This window comes from Phyllobacterium lublinensis, from assembly GCF_020164435.1.
Taxonomy (GTDB): Bacteria; Pseudomonadota; Alphaproteobacteria; order Rhizobiales; family Rhizobiaceae; genus Phyllobacterium; species Phyllobacterium lublinensis.
Genome location: NZ_JAIUDQ010000014.1, coordinates 80409 through 99803, shown reverse-complemented (window position 1 = coordinate 99803; position 19395 = coordinate 80409). Strand labels below are relative to the sequence as shown.

20 protein-coding genes and 1 tRNA gene are annotated in these 19395 nt (G+C 57.0%); 10 read left to right on the top strand and 11 right to left on the bottom strand.

What is annotated here, in order from left to right:
* Positions 1-86: 86 nt before the first annotated feature.
* On the bottom strand, positions 87-1028 hold the full coding sequence (locus K9U38_RS16825) for a LysR family transcriptional regulator (protein WP_224495501.1): 942 nt from the start codon (positions 1026-1028) through the stop codon (positions 87-89).
* A gap of 162 nt (positions 1029-1190) precedes the next feature.
* On the opposite strand from K9U38_RS16825, the gene K9U38_RS16820 reads away from it, so the two are divergent.
* Entirely contained in the window at positions 1191-2144 is a 954-nt protein-coding gene (locus K9U38_RS16820; RefSeq protein ID WP_224495500.1) for a ring-cleaving dioxygenase, read from the top strand.
* 40 nt (positions 2145-2184) lie between these two features.
* On the opposite strand, the gene K9U38_RS16815 is transcribed toward K9U38_RS16820, so the two are convergent.
* The 4 genes from K9U38_RS16815 to K9U38_RS16800 form a co-directional block, all read right to left on the bottom strand.
* On the bottom strand, positions 2185-3732 hold the full coding sequence (locus K9U38_RS16815; RefSeq protein WP_224495499.1) for a VOC family protein: 1548 nt from the start codon (positions 3730-3732) through the stop codon (positions 2185-2187).
* Between the two features lie 233 nt (positions 3733-3965).
* Entirely contained in the window at positions 3966-4115 is a 150-nt protein-coding gene (locus K9U38_RS16810) for a DUF1127 domain-containing protein (protein WP_099997839.1), read from the bottom strand.
* Between the two features lie 162 nt (positions 4116-4277).
* Positions 4278-4715, bottom strand: coding sequence for a low affinity iron permease family protein (locus tag K9U38_RS16805; protein ID WP_224495498.1), 438 nt, complete (start codon positions 4713-4715; stop codon positions 4278-4280).
* Between the two features lie 100 nt (positions 4716-4815).
* Positions 4816-5724, bottom strand: a complete 909-nt coding sequence (locus tag K9U38_RS16800) for an SDR family oxidoreductase (protein ID WP_224495497.1) — start codon at positions 5722-5724, stop codon at positions 4816-4818.
* A 95-nt stretch (positions 5725-5819) separates the two neighbouring features.
* Here K9U38_RS16800 and K9U38_RS16795 point away from each other — a divergent pair, with 95 nt between their 5' ends.
* From K9U38_RS16795 to K9U38_RS16785, 3 genes are all read left to right on the top strand, one after another.
* On the top strand, positions 5820-6395 hold the full coding sequence (locus K9U38_RS16795) for a TetR/AcrR family transcriptional regulator (RefSeq protein ID WP_224495496.1): 576 nt from the start codon (positions 5820-5822) through the stop codon (positions 6393-6395).
* A 67-nt stretch (positions 6396-6462) separates the two neighbouring features.
* Positions 6463-6771, top strand: coding sequence for a hypothetical protein (locus tag K9U38_RS16790; RefSeq protein WP_224495495.1), 309 nt, complete (start codon positions 6463-6465; stop codon positions 6769-6771).
* A 230-nt stretch (positions 6772-7001) separates the two neighbouring features.
* The gene (locus tag K9U38_RS16785; RefSeq protein ID WP_224495494.1) at positions 7002-9032 is read left to right on the top strand and encodes a sensor histidine kinase; all 2031 of its coding nucleotides are present in this window, start codon (positions 7002-7004) and stop codon (positions 9030-9032) included.
* Positions 9033-9106: 74 nt separating this feature from the next.
* Here the strand turns inward: K9U38_RS16785 and K9U38_RS16780 are convergent.
* The 5 genes from K9U38_RS16780 to K9U38_RS16760 all read right to left on the bottom strand — a co-directional run bounded on the left by K9U38_RS16780 (position 9107) and on the right by K9U38_RS16760 (position 12180).
* Positions 9107-9183, bottom strand: a tRNA-Arg gene (locus K9U38_RS16780).
* Positions 9184-9401: 218 nt separating this feature from the next.
* Complete coding sequence (locus K9U38_RS16775; protein WP_224495493.1) at positions 9402-10355, bottom strand: acetyl-CoA carboxylase carboxyltransferase subunit alpha; 954 nt, start codon at positions 10353-10355, stop codon at positions 9402-9404.
* Between the two features lie 137 nt (positions 10356-10492).
* Complete coding sequence (locus K9U38_RS16770; RefSeq protein WP_224495492.1) at positions 10493-11002, bottom strand: hypothetical protein; 510 nt, start codon at positions 11000-11002, stop codon at positions 10493-10495.
* Between the two features lie 47 nt (positions 11003-11049).
* Positions 11050-11976, bottom strand: a complete 927-nt coding sequence (gene xerD, locus K9U38_RS16765) for a site-specific tyrosine recombinase XerD (RefSeq protein WP_224495491.1) — start codon at positions 11974-11976, stop codon at positions 11050-11052.
* Between the two features lie 3 nt (positions 11977-11979).
* The gene (locus K9U38_RS16760) at positions 11980-12180 is read right to left on the bottom strand and encodes a histidine kinase (protein ID WP_370631971.1); all 201 of its coding nucleotides are present in this window, start codon (positions 12178-12180) and stop codon (positions 11980-11982) included.
* A gap of 121 nt (positions 12181-12301) precedes the next feature.
* Here K9U38_RS16760 and K9U38_RS16755 point away from each other — a divergent pair, with 121 nt between their 5' ends.
* Genes K9U38_RS16755 through K9U38_RS16745 form a run of 3 tightly spaced genes read left to right on the top strand, consistent with a single transcriptional unit; the run spans position 12302 to position 15320 of the window.
* On the top strand, positions 12302-12904 hold the full coding sequence (locus tag K9U38_RS16755) for a shikimate kinase (RefSeq protein WP_224495541.1): 603 nt from the start codon (positions 12302-12304) through the stop codon (positions 12902-12904).
* Complete coding sequence (gene aroB / locus K9U38_RS16750; RefSeq protein WP_224495490.1) at positions 12901-14034, top strand: 3-dehydroquinate synthase; 1134 nt, start codon at positions 12901-12903, stop codon at positions 14032-14034. The genes K9U38_RS16755 and aroB overlap by 4 nt, the downstream gene beginning before the upstream one ends.
* Positions 14031-15320, top strand: coding sequence for an HlyC/CorC family transporter (locus K9U38_RS16745; protein WP_224495489.1), 1290 nt, complete (start codon positions 14031-14033; stop codon positions 15318-15320). Before aroB ends, K9U38_RS16745 begins: the two co-directional genes overlap by 4 nt.
* Before the next feature lie 13 nt (positions 15321-15333).
* Here K9U38_RS16745 and K9U38_RS16740 read toward each other — a convergent pair whose 3' ends face one another.
* A complete protein-coding gene (locus tag K9U38_RS16740; protein ID WP_224495488.1) occupies positions 15334-15636 on the bottom strand; it encodes a BolA family protein in 303 nt (100 codons plus the stop codon).
* Positions 15637-15769: 133 nt separating this feature from the next.
* Between K9U38_RS16740 and K9U38_RS16735 the strand changes: the two genes are divergently transcribed.
* The 3 genes from K9U38_RS16735 to cobT all read left to right on the top strand — a co-directional run bounded on the left by K9U38_RS16735 (position 15770) and on the right by cobT (position 19394).
* On the top strand, positions 15770-16417 hold the full coding sequence (locus tag K9U38_RS16735) for a J domain-containing protein (RefSeq protein WP_224495487.1): 648 nt from the start codon (positions 15770-15772) through the stop codon (positions 16415-16417).
* An 87-nt stretch (positions 16418-16504) separates the two neighbouring features.
* Complete coding sequence (gene cobS / locus K9U38_RS16730) at positions 16505-17491, top strand: cobaltochelatase subunit CobS (RefSeq protein WP_224495486.1); 987 nt, start codon at positions 16505-16507, stop codon at positions 17489-17491.
* Between the two features lie 13 nt (positions 17492-17504).
* A complete protein-coding gene (gene cobT, locus K9U38_RS16725; protein WP_224495485.1) occupies positions 17505-19394 on the top strand; it encodes a cobaltochelatase subunit CobT in 1890 nt (629 codons plus the stop codon).
* The last annotated feature ends 1 nt before the right edge of the window (position 19395 follow it).

Sequence of the window (19395 nt, the reverse complement as noted above, 5' to 3'; positions counted from 1 at the left end):
TTGCGAAACCGGCTATGAAAGAGGGCAATATCTTCGGGTGTGGCAGGGAAACGCAGGATGGTGATTCGGCCGAGCATGAATGGCAATCAAACGCTTTTGAGGCGAAGCGTATCCGGTAACTGCCAGATTGGCGGGTCGCCGATGTGGCGTGTGAGATGGTCCACAAAGGCACGCACTTTCGCCGAAACGTGCCGCGTCGGCGGGTAGACCGCGTAAATCCTGTAGGGCAGGGGCTTGGCGTCGGGAAGCACTGGAACGAGGGTGCCTGCGCGCAATGCGTCGGCCGCAATAAACATCGGAAGCAGCACCAGCCCCAATCCCGCAATTGCCATGTCTCGCATTGCCTCGCCATTGTTGGCAACGATACGCCCATGCATCGCGACCGAAATGGGCTCTGATGGCGAAGCCGGGTTCTCAAACTGCCATAACTGACTGGTGTTGACGTTTGAATAGTCTATGCAGGCAAAGGAACTCAACTCCTCCACGGTCCCCGGCAGGCCGTTGGCGGAGGCAAAATCTGGACTGCAGCAAATGACGCGAGCGTCCGTGCAGAGTTTCCGCGCAATCAAACTTGAATCCTTGAGGATACCGATGCGAATACCGACATCGTACCCGCCGCGCACCAGGTCGACCATGCGGTCCTCAAATTCGACGGCCACCTCAAGGTCAGGATACTGCCGGGCGAAGTCGGCAATCATCCGGCCCAGATAGAGTGTTCCAAATGTCATGGGAGCGGCTATGCGCAAGCTGCCTCGAATGGCCCGGTTGCGCTGCCCAACCGTATCGGCGACCTCCAACATCTCGCGAACAAGTGGTCTGACGCGTTCCACAAAGTCGAGGGCGTTCTCGGTGGCAAGCAATTTTCGCGGTGACCGTTGAAATAATTCTATGCCAAGCGCTCCTTCCAGATCCGTTATCCGTTTGCTCACTACGGATTTCGACAGATTCAAGCGGGCCGCCGTAGCCGTGATGCTGTGGGTTTCCATCACATCGATAAACGTGAGAAGATCGTCAAATCGCCATTTCATGGTTTTACTCTAGTGAACATCAAGGCGGGATGGAAGGCCTGGGGTAACACTTCGTTCGTTCTGAACGAACATGAGTTTCAGTTAAACACTCTTTATTGGCCGCGCCACAGAATCGATATTGAGCCCAACGGCGAATGTGCCGCGATAAACAAGGAGGCTTCAATGACCTTACAATTGACTGGCATTCACCACCTGACTGCCATCACGGCCAATGCGCCGGAAAATTTGCGTTTCTACACTCAGACGTTGGGATTGCGACTTGTCAAGAAAACCGTCAACCAGGATGATACGAGTGCCTACCACCTGTTCTATGCCGATGGCAAAGCAACGCCGGGCACCGATCTGACATTTTTTGATTGGCCCGTTGGTCCGGAACGGCGCGGTACCCATAGTGTCTCGCGAACCGGACTGCGTGTCGGCAGCAAGGCCAGCTTGGATTGGTGGAAGGCGCGCTTTGGCGAGCTTGGCGTCAAGTCCGGCGAGGTAATGGACGTCGGCGGATACGAGTCACTTGATTTTGAGGACGGCGAAGGGCAACGCTTTCGTCTCATCAATGATGGCGGGGCAGGGCCTTCCCATCCGTGGGACAAAAGCCCGGTGCCTGCCGAACATCAGATTCGGGGTCTTGGGCCGATCACGATGAGCGTGCCTGACATTACCAATACCGAGGCCATCCTCCTGCATGTGATGAACATGCGTCAGGTCAACACCTATCCATCGCCCGACGGCATTGGTCATGTGCATGTTTTCGCCATGGGCGATGGCGGCCCAGCCGCGGAACTGCACGTTGCGGTTCAGCCCGACCTGCCCGTCGCCAGACAGGGTGCAGGTGCAGTCCATCACGTGGCGTTTCGCGCACCGGATGTTCAGCAACTGCATGAATGGACTGAACGTTTGAAAGGCTTCCGGATGCCATCGAGCGGCGAAGTGGAACGCTATTACTTCCGCTCGCTTTATTTCCGCGAGCCAAACGGTATTCTGTTCGAAATTGCCACCGATGGTCCGGGTTTTACAGTTGATGAGCCGCTGGAAACGCTGGGCGAGGGTTTGTCGTTGCCGCCGTTCCTCGAACCCAAGCGGGCCTCGATAGAGGCGGGGCTCAAGCCGTTGGTGTAGTCGCCGAGTGAATCAGGCCGGAACAATTCCGGCCTGATTTTTACGGATGAAGCCATTCCCGGATGGCGTCGATGTCATGATCTCCGGTTTCATGGCCGGCGACTACGCTGACGACAGTGAGTTCAGCACCCGCGAGGCGCAATTCTTCCTGAAGGGCTGGGGAGTGCGCACCGAACAGGTCGTGGTCACCCTTAACTGCAAGAATTTTCGTGCCGGAGAGGTCCGTTTCGGGTGCCTCCTCGAGAACCTTTGTTGCGCGCAACAAAATCGCATTGCGGACAAGACCCGGATGCAGCTGCATCATGGCTGCAAGCAGGTTCGCACCATTGGAGTAGCCGAGGAAGGTAGTTTTCCTCAGATCGAGGCCATAGTTTTCAATCGCACCTTCGATGAGTCCAGCCAGCGCTTCAGCCTCGCCTCGAATATCCTTCTGGTCGAAGCTCAGTGGGCCAAAACGCCGGAACCAGCGCGAGGATCCTTCCTCATTGCTGCGACCGCGTAGTCCCATCAACGTCGCATTGGGCGCTGCCTTTGCGGCGAGGGGCATGAGGCTGGCCTCATTTCCCTCGGTACCGTGTAGCAATACCAAGGTTTGACCATCTGGATTTTCGGGGGTGTAGACACGATGAACGAAAGGAAGCTCGCGGTAGATGAAACGCTCTGCTTTCGGCAGACCGAATTGCGGCAGCATGACTTTCAGATTTTCCGCTTCCGCGGCAAAGTGCGGTGGGATGAACAACGTCGTGCCCAGTGTACCCGGTGTCTCGTCAACTAGCATGCCTGGACCATCGGTAGCCATTTCGATTAGAGTGCCGCCCGGCTCCCGGACATAGATCGAATGGAAATATTTGCGGTCGTGCACAGCGGTTGCGTCCATGCCATGCGTAATCAAGCGGTCGTAGGTTGCACTTAGGTCGGGGAGGCCAGGGGTTCGGAAGGCAATATGGTCGACCGTACCCGTGCCGGGAGCCGAACTCCAAAAGCCCGTTGCATCACGGACGTCGATACAGTCGCCTGATGCCGAAAACATCCTTGTAATTGTCTCGGTCGTATCGCCTGGGGTATACGAAAAATGATCCTGGAGGAAAGCCTGGGTTTCGAGGGGCTTTTCAGTCAGTATGGTTGCGCCACGGATGCGTCTTATCGCATCGGATTCTGGGATACCTTCGGCAGTCCAGAGCGCTTCGGCCGTTACGCGTTCAGAACCTACTAGCTTCACGATGACACCATCAGGGTCGAAGAGGCGTAGCACGGGCTCGCCAAATTCCTGAGATGGTCCCGAGGCGGAAATGTTGTATTGCAGGGCGCGCGTCAACCAGAAGCCGATACTTTCCGGGGCAACGGCCAGCGATATCTCGCTCGGCTGCCCGTAGCCTACGCGACCTGGAGACCCATCCTCCCATACCAAGAAGGTGATCAGCGACCCTGGCGTACCCGTTGCATCGCCGTAGAGAAGGTGCAACTGCGTTGCGTCCTCATAGCCACCAGTTCGCTTGATGAGGCGCATGCCAAGAAAGCCGACATAAAAGTCGACGTTGGCCTGCACCTTACGCGTGATCAGGGTGATATGATGGATGCCGTTCGTCATAGATATCCTCCAGTGCCGATGCTCGACTGTTATGGTGAAAGGCGCCAGGGCGCAACGGTCTGCCAAAGAGAGCCCAAGGAGCGAGCAAGAATATCACGCACAAAAAACAACACCCACCGCGGGAGGAGGTGCGGTGGGTGCTATTTGTAAAGACTGGCTGGGAGGAGGAGTGCCAGTCTTTAAACGCCCGCGGCTTGGGAGGAGGAGTGCCCCGGACGGAAACTTTATTCGTATTACTGAGCCGAAGCTGCTTTCTTGGCAACGAAGGAGATATCGCCGCGCGAGATGCCGAGGTCGTTCAGTTCACGAGCAGACAGGCGGCTCAATTCCGTGACGGTGTCACGGTAGCGGCGCCAGTTATTGTAAGAGCGGATCAAGTTCATTTCACTCACCTTGTAACTTCTTGTTTGTTGGATCTTTTTCGATCGGTGAGCTGGATATAGTGAACGGCTTGCGAAACTTGCAGTGACACTTTTGCATAGCTGCATTGCAACGACATGAGAGGTCAATCGGGCGAAATCCGGGCTTTCTAACTTAAGCCATAATTAAGCCCGGGCTTTTTGCCGCGATGCTCTGGAAGGAGCGCGCCGCTGCGCCTTTTCTGCGGCTCGTTCGGCCAGTTCCTTGTCGGCTTTCTTGGCGGCGGCCTCACATTGGGTGCGGAATTTTTCGACTTCTTCCTCGGTGAGGTGTTCGATCCCGATGAACGCATTCTTGGCTTCGGTAACACGGATCAATTCATCGAGTTTGGCCTGTATCGCAACCCCGTCACGATTCTGCGTGTTCTGTATCAGGAACACCATCAGAAAGGTGACGATGGTTGTACCGGTGTTGATGATGAGCTGCCAGGTATCGGAGAAGCCGAAGATTGGTCCACTGATGCCCCATACAACTACAACCAAACAGCACAGAACGAAGGTAAGGGGTTTGCCGGCAGCCAGCGCGACCGTATTGGCGATGCGTGTGAACAATTTACCGAACATCATCTGGCTCCGATCGTGTACCGGCGTTGAACGCTGGCTATCGATAACAGTGCGATGGATCGAATAGTTCCATAAGCAGTCAAGGCATTGGCTGTTTCGCCTATCGATAGCCGGTGGCGTCGGCTGGTTTCCCAGCGTCCTGTACTTCTGGCACGTAGCGCCAGGCATCGGGACGGGAGCCATCCAGATCAGTGAAGCCGTAGATCTGGGCCAGTCCACCGCTGGAAATCGATTGGCCGTTCCATCGCGAGCGATCGGGATCAGATGCCAATGCGACGACGGCGCGTCCGATGAAACGTGGGGTCTCGGAGATCACGAAATGCGGGATACGTTTCGTTGCATCATGCCAATTCTCCTCCGTCACGCCGAAAGCTTCCAGCATCATTTCCGAGCGTAGCCATCCGGGTGTAAGCGAAATCGAGGTCGCGCCATAGGGTGCAAGGTCTTTGGCATGGGCCCAGGCCATGCGCGTCGCCGCCACCTTTACGAGATCATAGAAGGGGGAGAGGCGGTAGTGATCGTCATTGTACGCGGCAGTGCCATCGGTAACTTCGACATGGAGGCCACCCGGGGACTCGATCAGCAACGGGAGTGCATGGTGCGCCGTGATCAAATGGGTGTTGATGCCAAGGCTCAACATACGTAAGCCATTCTCCAGATTGTGCTCCCAGACGGGTTTGTTCCATTCGAAGAGCTTCTCACCACCCCAAATATCATTGACAAGGATATCCAGACGCCCTTGATCCCGACGGATATGCTCAACCAATTCCCTGACATCCTCGGCAACAAGATGGTCAACCTGCATGGCGATACCCTTGCCGCCCGATGCCGTGACCAGTTCTGCAGTTTCTTCTATGGTTTCAGGGCGCGCATATTCGGATTGATGCCTGCGCGTCGTGCGTCCGGTCACATAGACCGTCGCTCCAGCGGCGCCAAGTTCAACGGCAATGCCACGACCAGCGCCTCGCGTTCCACCGGCGACCAAAGCAACTTTTCCTTGTAGCGTCATGGGGAGCCTCCAAAACTGGAATCTTGCCTTAAACAGACTGACATCAGTGATGCGGTGATATATAAATAATCGTTCGGTTATAAATGGATGTCAAGATGACCCGGCCCAAGACGCTGTCTGACCAACATGTCCTCAACATTGCAAACCAACTGATCCACGAGCATGGTCCGGAAGCCCTTACCTTTGCGCTGCTAGCCAAGGCCTGTGGCCTCTCCCCCGCTACACTGGTGCAGCGCTTCGAGAGCAAGACCAGATTAAAGCAGAGCACCCTGCTCTATGCTTGGGACCGGTTGGACGCCAAGACAGCGCAACTCGCAAACACCATTCCCAAATCCGTCGAAGGCGCGATCGAACTGCTTGTGGCGCTTTCGCGCGATTATGGCGGCATCGAATCCTATGCGGACGGCTTACTGGTTCTGCGGGAAGACCTAAGGGACCCCACACTTCGGGCGCGCGGCTTGCTCTGGAAAGACAAATTGTGCGCCGTACTTGAGGCTTGTTTTGCGAGTGCGTCGGTGCCAACGGGCATCGGTTTGCTCATGGCGTCGCAATGGCAGGGCTCGCTTCTGTGGTGGAGTTTCGATCCAAAGGGCAAGGTGGAATGTTTCGTCGAGGAAGACCTCAATCGATTCGTTGCCGCCATCGGTAAGTCCGGTCCCAAATCTGACTGAAAAGGCGGCACGGCACCAGTTGCAGCGGCTCTTTTCGCGGAGTAGCTTTCCGGTAGGAGGAACAGCGATGGAAAACAATCCCTGGGCGGCTTTCGCAAACGACACGTCATTGGAAACGGTCATACTTATCCGTGATATTGGCGTGGCGGACCAGCACGTCATCATCGATCTCTACGCACGCGACAGGAACCAGGCTGACTTTCGGCGCAACGTCAAGAAGACGCTTCGAGCCGTAAAAATGGCGATTGATGACGTGATTGACAGTATTGACGACGGAAAATCCCTTCGAGTCCAGATAAGCAGTGATCAGGAAGGGAACGGCCTCTATAAAGTAACCGGTACGGAACGCCCATTGGGATTCGAACGGTCCAGGTGATGCGGTCTGGCAGCTTCGCCGGGGTAGCGACGGGGAAGTGCAAGATCTCCTGCAGCCGGTGTCTCTTCTTTCGCCGCGCCTGTAATTGTTCAGGATTCGGCACGGACGTTTGCGGCGGTGCGGTGACGAGATTTGAGCGCGCAATTAAGTTCGCCAGCTCCGATACCAACAACGATTCCTATACGATACACTGACGGCTCAAGGCTTTTCTTGTTCTGTTGGAGCAGCGGATGTTGTCCATCTGGTCGTCCCGTCCCCGATACCTGCACATGGCTCTTTTCTTTATGGCCTATGTCCTGGGTTGCGGGTTCGCTCAGGCGCTTGCGATCGTTCCCGGAATCACTGTTTCGATCTGGCCGCCCGGCGGCGTCTTCATGGCAACGCTCATTCTCACCTCTCCTTACAGTTGGCCATGGTGGATACTGGTCGGCTGCATGGCCGAGATGTTCGCCCAGTATGTGTGGTTCCATAGTCCACCGGTTGCCGGATTTCTGATCTATGTCGGCAACGCCCTTTGCGCAATTGTCGGCGCCATGCTGGTTAGACGTGCGTGTGGACGCGCCGTGCGGCTGGAAACGTTGCAGGAGGTTCTCGCATTCGTGGTGTTGGGCGCCGGCGTTGCGCCCCTCGTGAGTGCGACTGTGGGAAGCGCGACGCTTGCGTGGTTTGGCGTAAAATCACAAACCTTCGCAGCGGTATGGCCGCTATTCTGGATTGGCGACGCTACCGGAATCCTGCTCGTGGCGCCGCTGGCACTCGTTGTGATCCGCAGCAGAGCCCCCCTCTTTGCGCCGCAGTGGTTTGAAGCCAGCGTCCTGGGGTTGATCTTTCTGGGAGTCGCGGCGCTTGCGTTGGGCGGTTATCTCTCCTCCCCCTACATTATCATGCCGCCGCTTCTTTGGGTCGCGGTGCGCTTCGAGTTCAAAGGCGCCGCGGTCGCCTTGACACTCCTCGCTCTGATAGCGATGGCACTTACTATGTCCGGTGACAGCCAGTTTGTCGGCGATCCCGAATCGCAGAGGCAACAGCAGGTCATGCTGCAGCTTTTTCTGGTTATCTCGGCATTTTCGGCGCTCATTGTGGCCGCCATTTCCCGGCAACACCAGCTTGCGGTCCTTACGCTGCGGCAAAGCGTGGAGGCACTGCGCGACCGGGAACTGGAACTCTCGCAGTTGGTGAATATGGTTCCCAGCCACGTCTGGAGGCTTACGCCCGAGGGCGTGCCCACTTTCTTCAACAAGCGCATGGTCGATTTCCTTGGCCTGGACGTAGCGGATACGGAACGACCGGGTATGGGACGGCTGGAGGCCGTCTTGCAGACCATTCATCCTGACGACGCTGCAGGCTTTGGCGCGGCGCTACGTGGCTGTCTTGCGACCGGCGAAAGCTTTGCGATGCGATATCGCCTGCGTAGCGCCAACGGGGATTACCGCTGGATGTCGAGCCGCGCTGAGCCCATGCGCAATGCCCAAGGCACGATCGTACAGTGGAACATCATCTGCGTGGATATTGATGACGAGGTGCGGTCCCAGGAAAAGCTGAGGCTCGCGCACGAGAGTCTTGCGCGTGCCAGCCAGGCAGCCAGCCTTGCCGAGCTTTCCGCGTCCATCGCACATGAGGTGAATCAGCCGCTGGCGGCGATCGTGGCCAATTCAAGCGCATGCTATCGCTGGCTGTCAGCGGACCCCGTCAATGTCGGGCGCGCAAAGATGACGACGGAGCGCATCGTCCGGGATGCCAATTCAGCCGCGGATGTCGTCAGCCGCATCCGCGCTTTATTCCGGCAATCCGTCGAGCAGAGGAACAGCATCGTCCTGTCCAGTGCCATAGCGGAGGCCCACAACCTTCTGGCGGACGAGGCGGCACGACGGCGGATCCGAATCGATATCAATGTGGAAAGCAACCTGCCTGCCGTTTCAGTCGACCGGGTCCAAATCCAGCAGGTTCTTGTCAATCTCATCCGTAATGGAATGGAGGCTATGGATTCGGTGACAGGTCACGACGGCGTATTGAGAGTACGCGTTTTTCGCGTGGGCGATCAGGTCCAGACCGAAATTAGCGATCGCGGCCGTGGCGTTGAGTTTCCGGACCGAATATTCGAACCGTTCTTTACGACGAAAGAGCATGGGATGGGCATGGGGCTCGCCATCTGCCGCTCGATCATCGAATCCCATGGCGGGCGGCTATGGGCGCAGAACAATGAACCGGTTGGGGCGACCTTCATCTGCACTTTGCCTGTTGCGACGAACGCTGCGCAATGACGGCTGACGCCGCGCGCACAAGGTGCGTCGGCGCTTCAACGTTGTCCACATTTGCGGAAGGCTTGCAGTGTGAATGGCGCGCCCGAAAGGATTCGAACCTCTGACCCCCAGATTCGTAGTCTGGTGCTCTATCCAGCTGAGCTACGGGCGCGTGCCACGGTTGCGCGTTGTTTGGCGCAGCGCGGTTCGTAATGGGTTGGGAACTGAATTGCAAGCTGCTTGGGCAAAAAAACCGCAACTATTTTCTTCGGGTTCACTGTTCAGCAAATTATTCGGCGGCTTAGCGGATGGCATTCGACATCCCGAGCCGGAGATATGGCCTTTCAAATGGTACGGCCCGGACTGAGCCGGGCCGTACTGTATCCAATGCTACAGATTGCGTCCTATCGCGAGATATTTCTCGCGCCGGTCCTGCCGCAAGGTGTCGCCATCCATGTTGCCCATGGATTTGAGCGCGACATTGATGATGTTGCCTGTCGCTTCGATCGCAGCGTCCTTGCCACGATGCGCGCCGCCCACGGGCTCGGGGATGATGCCATCGATGATCTTCAATTCGTAAAGATCCTGCGCTGTGATGCGCATCGATGTCGCCGCATCCTTGGCGCGGGTTGAATCATGCCAGAGAATGGAGGCAGCACCTTCGGGAGAGATGACTGAATAGATCGAGTGCTCGAGCATGTAGACGCGATTGGCCGTGGCAATGGCTATGGCCCCGCCGGACCCGCCTTCGCCGATGATGACCGAGACGACAGGAACCTTCAGGTTGAGGCACGCGGCCGTCGAGCGGGCAATGGCTTCGGCCTGGCCACGTTCCTCGGCTGCGATCCCCGGAAATGCACCAGCCGTATCAACAAGCGTCAGAACCGGAAGTTTGAAGCGGTCGGCGAGCTCCATGATGCGCACGGCCTTGCGGTACCCTTCGGGCATGGCCATGCCGAAATTGTGCTTGAGACGTGTTTTCGTGTCGCTGCCCTTCTCCTGTCCGATAACGGCAACGGCCTGGCCGTTGAACCGGGCAAGGCCCGCCTGGACTGCATCGTCGTCGGCATAGTTGCGATCACCGGCAAGCGGAGTGAAATCCGTGAAGAGCTTGGAGATATAATCCACGCAATGCGGGCGATCCGGATGGCGGGCTATCTGGGCCTTCTGCCAGGGAGTGAGCTTGCGATAAAGGTCACGCAATGCTTCGGCAGACCGCTTCTCCAGTCGGACGATCTCGTCATTGGTATCGAGAGCGTCGCCCTCTTCCGCGAGTTTCTTCAGCTCGAGGATCTTGCCATCAAGGTCGGCAACTGGCTTTTCAAAATCAAGGTAGTTGTACATGGGCGACGTGTCTGCCTGCAAAACGGTGGATTTTTCATGGTCTAACTGGCTGTTGCCGGCGCGCATGTCAAGGAAGCAAGCTTTGGATGGTGTTTGGCGACGACAGTTATAGGTGGAATTCCGGCAAAGGTATGGTGCTACTTGGCAGTGCTCTCTCGTCTGGCGGCCTTCGGGCGCTTGGCGACCTTTGTTGTTCTAGTTCGCCTTCGTGGCTTGGCACGCTGCCAGCCAATCCAACGGCCCGCACCCTCATAGTTATGAAATCCGACCGCGGCAGCGGCAAGTCCTCGCTGTAGTTCTGCGACGTCCAGCCCTGGCATATGCTGGATCAGATCAGGCGGCAGAAAATTGATGTCCAACCACTCGACGTCAAAATAGATATTCTCCGGTCCGGTCTCTCCATTCACCGTCAGAAACCATTGGCTCTCCATGTAATCGCCGAACCATGGATCCGGGAACATGGCTGGCGAATAGGTAAACCCGAATGCGGTGATTTCGTCCCAGTGCCAGCTTTGACGCCAGCCCATCGTCCGTATCAGATGACTGGAGCGTGTGAAACCATCACTGTCGAAGTGGATTGCCTCGCCGTCAGGCTCGACGGGCGGCGGTTCAGGTCCGGCAAACATTTTTCTCAACAGCTGCCACATGGACGTTCCACCAGTCAAAGGTTTGCACCATTGGTGAATAGGAGAGCCTAGTCTGCCAGAGGATGATGCTCCGTGACAAGCCGATGCAGGCGTTCCTCCATCACATGAGTGTATATCTGGGTCGTCGAGATGTCGGAGTGCCCGAGCAGTTGTTGTACGGCGCGCAGGTCGGCGCCGTTCTGCAACAGATGGCTGGCGAAGGCGTGGCGCAGCACATGAGGCGAAATTGTCGTCGTCCTGAGTCCGGCCCGTGCGGCAATCCCCTTCAGCTCCCGGGCAAACACTTGCCGTGCCAGAAATCCGCTTTCGGATATGGCGGGAAACAGCCAGGGGCTTTCCATGAGCTGTGGCAGGGCGTCACGGATACCAAGATACTTTGCCATCGCCTCGCGGGCTTTTCCTGAGAGCGGAACCATGCGGTCTTTGGAGCCTTTGCCGCGAACCATCAGGAACCGGCTGTCTGACCGTGCAACTGTTACAGGGAGGCTGACGAGTTCCGAGACACGCAAGCCGGTGGCATATAGGATTTCAAGAAGTGCATGCAGCCGCACGGCGTTGAAATGGGCCATTGTGGTCGCTTTCGGATCGCCAGCCTCAATCTCGGTACGGGCGAGCAGCTTTTCCACGTTCGCCTCGCTCAGGATCTTTGGCAGCGAACGGTCTTTCCTTGGCGTGTCGAGTGTACTGGTTGGATCGTCCGCGCGGATATTCTCCGTATAGAGAAAACGAAAGAACTGACGCAATGCCGACAGGCGCCGTGCTTGCGACGTTGCCGCAAAACCGCGTCCGGCGATGTCATCCAGATAGGCGCGGATCGTTGCCGGTTCGGCAATCGTTAGCTGCAGCCCCGCTGCGGCGCTGAAGGCAGCGGCATCTTCAAGATCACGACGATAGGATTCCAGCGTATTATGCGCTGCGCCGCGCTCGGCGCTCATCATTTCGAGAAACGTTTCAATTGCTGCTGCGGTTCGCATCGTTCAGTTCGGTGTTCCGGGCTTGGGGTTAAGTTTCTCTGCGGGTATACGAATGGTCATTTCCGTCTGCGTGGGATGCACGAATGTCACCAGAGCAATCATGCCGGCGTATACAAGCCCTGCGAGGACTGCGAGAATGAAGATCAATCGCGTAAGCGTCGGCATTTCGTTTGAATCGTCTTTGTCGGCTTCTAGTGGTTCCATAATCCTGCAACCAAAACCCTTATGATTTGATGAAACTGGCACGAGACCGTCTAAAGCTATAGTTTGCTTGACGACTGCACGGTTTTCCTGTCGAAACGCAATTATGAACACTGCTGAAGACATTCCTGGGTCATCCCAGCTACCAGACATGGCAAGGTCCATTCGTGAGCGCCTTGGACATAAGTCTATCGTGCTCGTTGGACTGATGGGTGCGGGCAAGTCCACGGTCGGCAAAAAGCTGGCCACACTGGTCGAATTGCCCTTCTTCGATGCGGATCACGAGATCGAAAAGGTCTCGACAATGACAATTCCGGAACTTTTTGAAGCCTATGGCGAAGCCGAGTTTCGTGATCTCGAGCGTCGTGTCATTGCACGGATGCTGGAAGACGGGCCCATCGTGCTGGCGACCGGTGGCGGCGCGTACATGAACGACCAGACCCGCCGGACGATTTCTTCGGAAGGTGTCTCACTTTGGCTGAAAGCAGAGCTCGATGTTCTGATGGGACGCGTCGTGCGAAAGCAGAACCGGCCCCTTCTGAAGAACGATAATCCCCGGGGGGTAATGGAGCGGCTGATGACGGAGCGCTATCCAGTCTATGCACTTGCCGATCTAACGATCAATTCCCGCGAAGAGAAGAAAGAAGTCATTGCCATTGAAGCAATGCAGGCGATTGCACATCACCTGGGTGGAATTACCATGACCAATGAGGAAACCGGTTCATGAGGGAAACAGCGATCTCGAACGGGATAACGACCGTTCCCGTCAGACTAGGAGACCGTTCCTACGATATCCTAATTGGAGCAGGTTTGATTGACAGCGCCGGGCGCGAGATTGCCAGCCGCGGCAAGTCCGTCCGGGTCGCAATCGTCACAGACGAGACGGTCGCTCGCTTGCATCTCGACCGGCTCAATGAAAGCCTGCGCGATGCCGGAATCGACGCCACGCCAATCATTGTGCCGCCTGGCGAAAGGTCCAAGGGGTTCGCGACCCTGGAAACAGTCACCAATGCGATTCTGGCGGCCCGTCTCGAGCGTGGCGACGTCGTCGTCGCATTGGGTGGCGGGGTCATCGGAGATCTCGCTGGCTTTGCTGCGGGCATAGCGCGCCGTGGCATGGGTTTCATCCAGATGCCGACATCGTTGCTGGCGCAGGTCGATTCATCTGTTGGCGGCAAGACGGGAATAAATACATCGCACGGCAAGAATCTTGTCGGCGTGTTCTATCAACCGCAGCTGGTTCTTGCCGATACGCAGGTACTGGACACGCTTTCGCGGCGCGAATTTCGAGCCGGCTATGCTGAGGTCGCAAAGTACGGTCTGATTGACCGGCCCGATTTCTTCTCCTGGCTGGAGAAGAACTGGCAGGGCATCTTCAATGGCGGTCCCGAGCGCACCGAAGCTATCGCGATATCGTGCCAGGCCAAGGCGGACGTCGTTGCCAGAGATGAACGTGAGACGGGAGATCGCGCGCTCCTCAATCTCGGCCATACGTTTGGCCATGCCCTGGAGACCGCCACCAATTACGATTCTGCACGGCTTGTCCATGGCGAGGGTGTTGCCATTGGCATGGTCCTGGCACACCAGTTTTCCGCACAGATGAATCTGGCCAGCCCGGACGATGCAAAGCGCGTTGAAGCCCATCTGCGCAACGTTGGGCTTCCTGTTTCCATCGCGGATATTCCGGGCGATTTGCCACCAGCCTCCACCCTCATGGATTATATTGCACAGGACAAGAAGGTCGCGCGCGGAGCGCTGACCTTTATCCTGACACGCGGTATTGGCCAATCCTTCATCGCCAAGGACGTGCCGCCATCCGCAGTACTGAGCTTCCTGCAGGAGAAACATCGACAATGAGCGCTGAAATCTGGATCTTTTGCGGAATCATATTCGTTCTGATCCTGATGTCTGCGCTTTTTTCGGGGTCCGAAACTGCATTGACCGCCGTATCCCGTGCCCGGATGCATCGCCTGTCCAAACGCGGTGACGCCCGCGCAGCTGTGGTGGAAACCCTCATCGAAAAGCGTGACCGACTCATCAGCGTCATGTTGATAGGCAACAATCTTATCAACATTCTGGCATCTTCATTGACAACGAGCATGCTGCTTGCGCTCTTCGGTCAGGCAGGTGTTGCTTACGCGACGGCTATCATGACGGTGCTGCTCGTCATTTTTGCAGAAGTGCTGCCCAAATCGTGGGCCATTTCCAGTCCTGATCGCAATGCCCTCGCTCTTGTCAGGTTTGCGCAGATTGCCGTTTTCATGTTCGGAAGCCTGTCCGATCTGGTTAACTGGATTGTGCGAAAGATACTGGGAATATTTGGCATCAACCTGGCTGCCGGAGCATCGATGTTGTCGGCCCAGGAAGAGTTGCGCGGAGCCGTTGATCTTCTTCACAAGGAGGGGTCCGTCATCAAGCGAGACCGGGATCAGATCGGGGGTCTGCTCGATCTGCGCGAGCTCGAGGTCTACGATGTCATGATCCATCGGACCGACATGGATTCTGTCAATGCAGATGACCCTATTGAAACTGTCATCAGCGAAATATTGGCCAGCCATCACACCCGCATCCCGGTATGGCGAGGCGCAAACGATAATATTGTTGGCGTGGTTCACGCAAAGGATCTGGTCCGGGCAATACGCGATGCAGATCGGGACATATCCAAGATCAACATCATGAAGGTGGCAACCAAGCCTTGGTTTGTGCCGGATACCACAACGCTTCAGGACCAGCTGAATGCGTTCCTGCGGCGCAAGGCGCATATTGCAATCGTCGTCGACGAATATGGTGATGTGCAAGGTCTGATCACGCTGGAAGACATTTTGGAAGAGATCGTCGGTGAGATCGCCGATGAGCACGATATCGATGTTCAGGGCTGTCGCCCGCAGCCGGATGGCTCGGTCCTGGTCGATGGATCGGTGCCGATAAGGGACCTCAATCGTGCCCTTGACTGGCATCTGCCAGACGCCGAAGCAACGACAATTGCCGGCCTGGTCATCCACGAAACGCAAAGCATCCCGAAAGAGAAGCAGGCCTTCACCTTTCACGGCAAGCGCTTCACGATCCTAAGGCGTGAGAAGAACCGCATCACGCGCCTTCGAATCCGCCCCCTTGAGGATGACGACAAGGCAAGGCCGGCCTGATTGTGTCTGTAGCCTAGCCCCGAGTTGCCTCGCCGGGAGCAGCCGGTTCCAGCGCCAGGGCGTGAACGGTTCCCTTCAATTCTTCCTCCAGGACTTCGTTGATGGCGCGATGCCGGGCGACACGCGACATGCCGGCAAAAGCTTCCGCGACAATACGCACGCGAAAATGCGTTTCGCCTGACCCATCAAATGTGCCATGATGTCCACCGTCTGAATGATGGTGACCAGCGTGGAGGTGGCTTTCATTGATGACTGCCAAAGAAACCGGATGAAAAGCCTGCGTCAGTTTGTTTTCGATCGCTGACTGAGTGGACATTTCGTTCTCCTGAGCCCATATGGTAGTTTCACTTGGCAAATCCGTACATGATCACAAATTTACCGCCATTGCAGGCGTTAGGTCGATCCATGGGTAAATGTCAATTCAAGCTAAGCTAAGATAATTTGACTCGATGACCTCAAACTCGAAATATTTTGACAGTATCCGCATCCGGCCAAAAAAGGCCGAAGAGGAGAAATCGCGTACTCCAGTGTGCCAATGGGACGGCTGTGACAAGCCTGGCCCGCACCGCGCGCCCGTGGGCCGCATGAAGGAAGGCGAGTTTTTCCACTTCTGCATCGACCATGTGCGTGAATACAACAAGGGCTACAATTATTTCTCGGGCCTGTCTGACGCCGAAGTGGCGCGCTATCAGAAGGAGGCGCTCACAGGGGACCGCCCGACCTGGACCATTGCCGGTCTGCCAGGAAGCGGCGCGGGTGCGAGCGCGCAGGCCGCCGCGGCCGGCGGAGCCAAGACGTCTCCCGATTTCTCGAAGTTGCGCTCTGGTCGTGCGGCCTATCAAAACAGATTTCGCGATCCCAACAGCGTGTTCAACGAGGCAAGGGTGCATGTTCGCAAACCGAAGCCTTTGGAAGCGAAAGCGCTGGATACGCTTGGACTTGGTGCAAAAGCCAGTGGCGAAGATATCAAGTCACGCTATAAAGAGCTGGTGAAGCGCCACCATCCCGATGCAAACGGCGGTGACCGGGCTTCCGAGGATCGTTTCCGTGACGTTATCCAGGCCTATCAATTGCTCAAACAGGCAGGTTTCTGCTAACCACTTTGAGCCGAGTTCGGGACCCATCGGGTTTCAAGACTGTGACTATCTTTATGCGTCTGCGCGTGCAGTCGCGCTGGAGGCATGATGAATAAGGTTGATCGCGAGATTGCGAATTTGCCCGATACAACGGTTTCTGTCGCAAAGCTCTTTGGATTTGAATCCGATATGATGGTACCTGCCTACAAGGCAGGTGATGCTTACGTTCCGGAAATCGACAACGACTACCTGTTCGACAAGCAGACGACACTCGCCATTCTTGCCGGCTTTGCCTACAACCGCCGCGTCATGGTGTCCGGTTATCACGGCACAGGCAAATCAACCCATATCGAACAGGTTGCGGCCCGCCTCAACTGGCCATGCGTGCGCGTCAATCTGGACAGCCATGTCAGCCGTATCGATCTCGTCGGCAAGGATGCCATCGTCGTCAAGGAAGGCATGCAGATCACGGAATTCCGTGATGGCATTCTGCCATGGGCTTACCAGCACAATGTCGCATTGGTGTTCGACGAGTACGACGCCGGCCGCCCGGACGTGATGTTCGTCATCCAGCGCGTGCTCGAATCATCTGGCCGGTTGACACTTCTCGACCAGAGCCGTGTCATTCGTCCACATCCTGCATTCCGCCTGTTCGCAACAGCCAACACGGTTGGTCTCGGCGATACGACCGGGCTTTATCACGGCACGCAGCAGATCAATCAGGCGCAGATGGACCGTTGGTCCATCGTGACGACGCTCAATTATCTGCCGCATGACAATGAGGCAGCCATCGTTGCTGCGAAAGCCAAGCACTACCAGAACAAGGAAGGCAAGGAGATCGTCTCCAAGATGGTCCGCGTTGCCGACATGACCCGTTCTGCATTCATCAATGGCGATCTGTCGACGGTCATGAGCCCGCGTACCGTTATCACCTGGGCCGAAAATGCTGATATCTTCAAGGATGTCGGTTTTGCATTCCGCCTGACCTTCCTGAACAAATGCGATGAGCTGGAGCGACCGATCGTTGCGGAGTTCTACCAGCGTGCATTTGGCAAGGAACTGCCAGAATCAACGGCCAATGTCGTCATAAGCTGAGCATCATCCAAAAATGGCAGGTCCGGGAGACAATTCACGTGCAAACCCGAAAGGCCCGGTTGATTCCGAGCCCTTCAAGCGCGCCGTCACGGCGTGTATGCGTGCGATCGCTGGCGACCATGAGATGGAAGTCGGCTTTGGCAATGACAAGCCGGCGTTGACTGGTCATCGCGCCCGTCTCCCCGATTTGCCCAAGCGTCCATCCGCCAGCGATATCGCGATTACCCGCGGCCTTGGCGATTCAATGGCGCTGCGCAAAGCCTGTCACAATGACCGCATCCACGCCACTCTTGCACCGGACGGCAAGCAGGCACGGGCGATATTCGACGCTGTCGAGCAGGCGCGCGTGGAAGCCATAGGCGCGCTGCGTATGGATGGTGTGGCGCAGAATTTGACGTCGATGCTGGCAGACAAATATGCACGCGCGAATTTTCCGGCAATCACCGACAAGGCCGAAGCCCCGCTGGAAGAGGCGGTGGCACTATTGGTTCGCGAAAAGTTGACGGGGCGCAAGGCCCCGGAATCCGCTGGCAATGTGGTCGATCTCTGGCGCGACTGGATCGAGGAAAAGGCGGCGGCCGATCTCGACCACCTCGCTGCCAAAATCAATGATCAGAACGCGTTCGCCCGCGTTGTGCGCGAAATGCTGGCCTCGATGGAGATGGCCGAAGAGCTCTCCCAGGAGAGCGAACAGGACGACAGCCAGGATAACGAGGACGCGCCGGAACCCGAAGAAAACAATGAAGGCGGCTCGGAGGAAGACCAGGGCAGTGATTCGTCGGAGAGCGACGAATCCGACGCATCAAGTGATGAAAGCGAGGCCGGTGAAACGGAAGCTACCGACGCATCATCTGATGATATGGACGATGATTCGGACGCCGATGCCGAAATCCCGGGCGAGGCACGCCGCCCCAATCCGCCTTTTTCCAATCTTGGCAGCGAGAGCGGATACAAGGTCTTCACGCAGGAGTTCGATGAAACGACCGACGCGGAGGAGCTTTGCGACGAAGCCGAGCTCGAACGTTTGCGCGCCTTCCTCGACAAGCAGCTTGCAAATCTTTCCGGTGTGGTCGGCCGCCTGGCGAACAGGCTGCAGCGCCGGCTGATGGCGCAGCAGAACCGCTCCTGGGATTTCGATCTGGAGGAGGGCTACCTCGATTCCGCGCGGCTCGTGCGTATCGTTATCGACCCAACGCAGCCGCTTTCCTACAAGCAGGAACGCGATACGGATTTCCGCGATACGGTGGTGACGCTCCTCATCGATAATTCCGGTTCGATGCGCGGGCGTCCCATTACCGTTGCCGCCACCTGCGCCGACATTCTGGCCCGGACGCTCGAACGCTGCGGCGTGAAAGTTGAAATTCTGGGCTTCACGACGAAGGCGTGGAAAGGCGGTCAAGCGCGCGAAGCGTGGCTGGAGCGCGGAAAGCCGGCCAATCCGGGTCGCCTGAACGACCTGCGCCATATCGTCTACAAGCGCGCTGACGCTCCGTGGCGCCGTTCGCGGCGCAATCTCGGCCTGATGATGCGCGAAGGCCTCCTCAAGGAGAATATCGACGGCGAGGCCCTGATCTGGGCGCATCAGCGCCTGCTCGGCCGACCCGAGCAGCGTCGAATCCTGATGATGATATCCGATGGCGCGCCCGTCGACGACTCAACCCTGTCGGTCAATCCGGGCAATTACCTCGAAAGACATCTGCGCGCAGTGATCGAAGAGATCGAAACCCGCTCGCCGGTCGAGCTCATCGCTATCGGAATCGGCCATGACGTGACTCGCTATTACCGGCGGGCTGTTACCATCGTCGATGCCGAGGAGCTTGCAGGTGCGATGACCGAGCAGCTCGCCTCGCTCTTCGAAGAGCAGGAGCGCAGCTCTCCCGCCAAAACTGCGCGGATGCGATAGC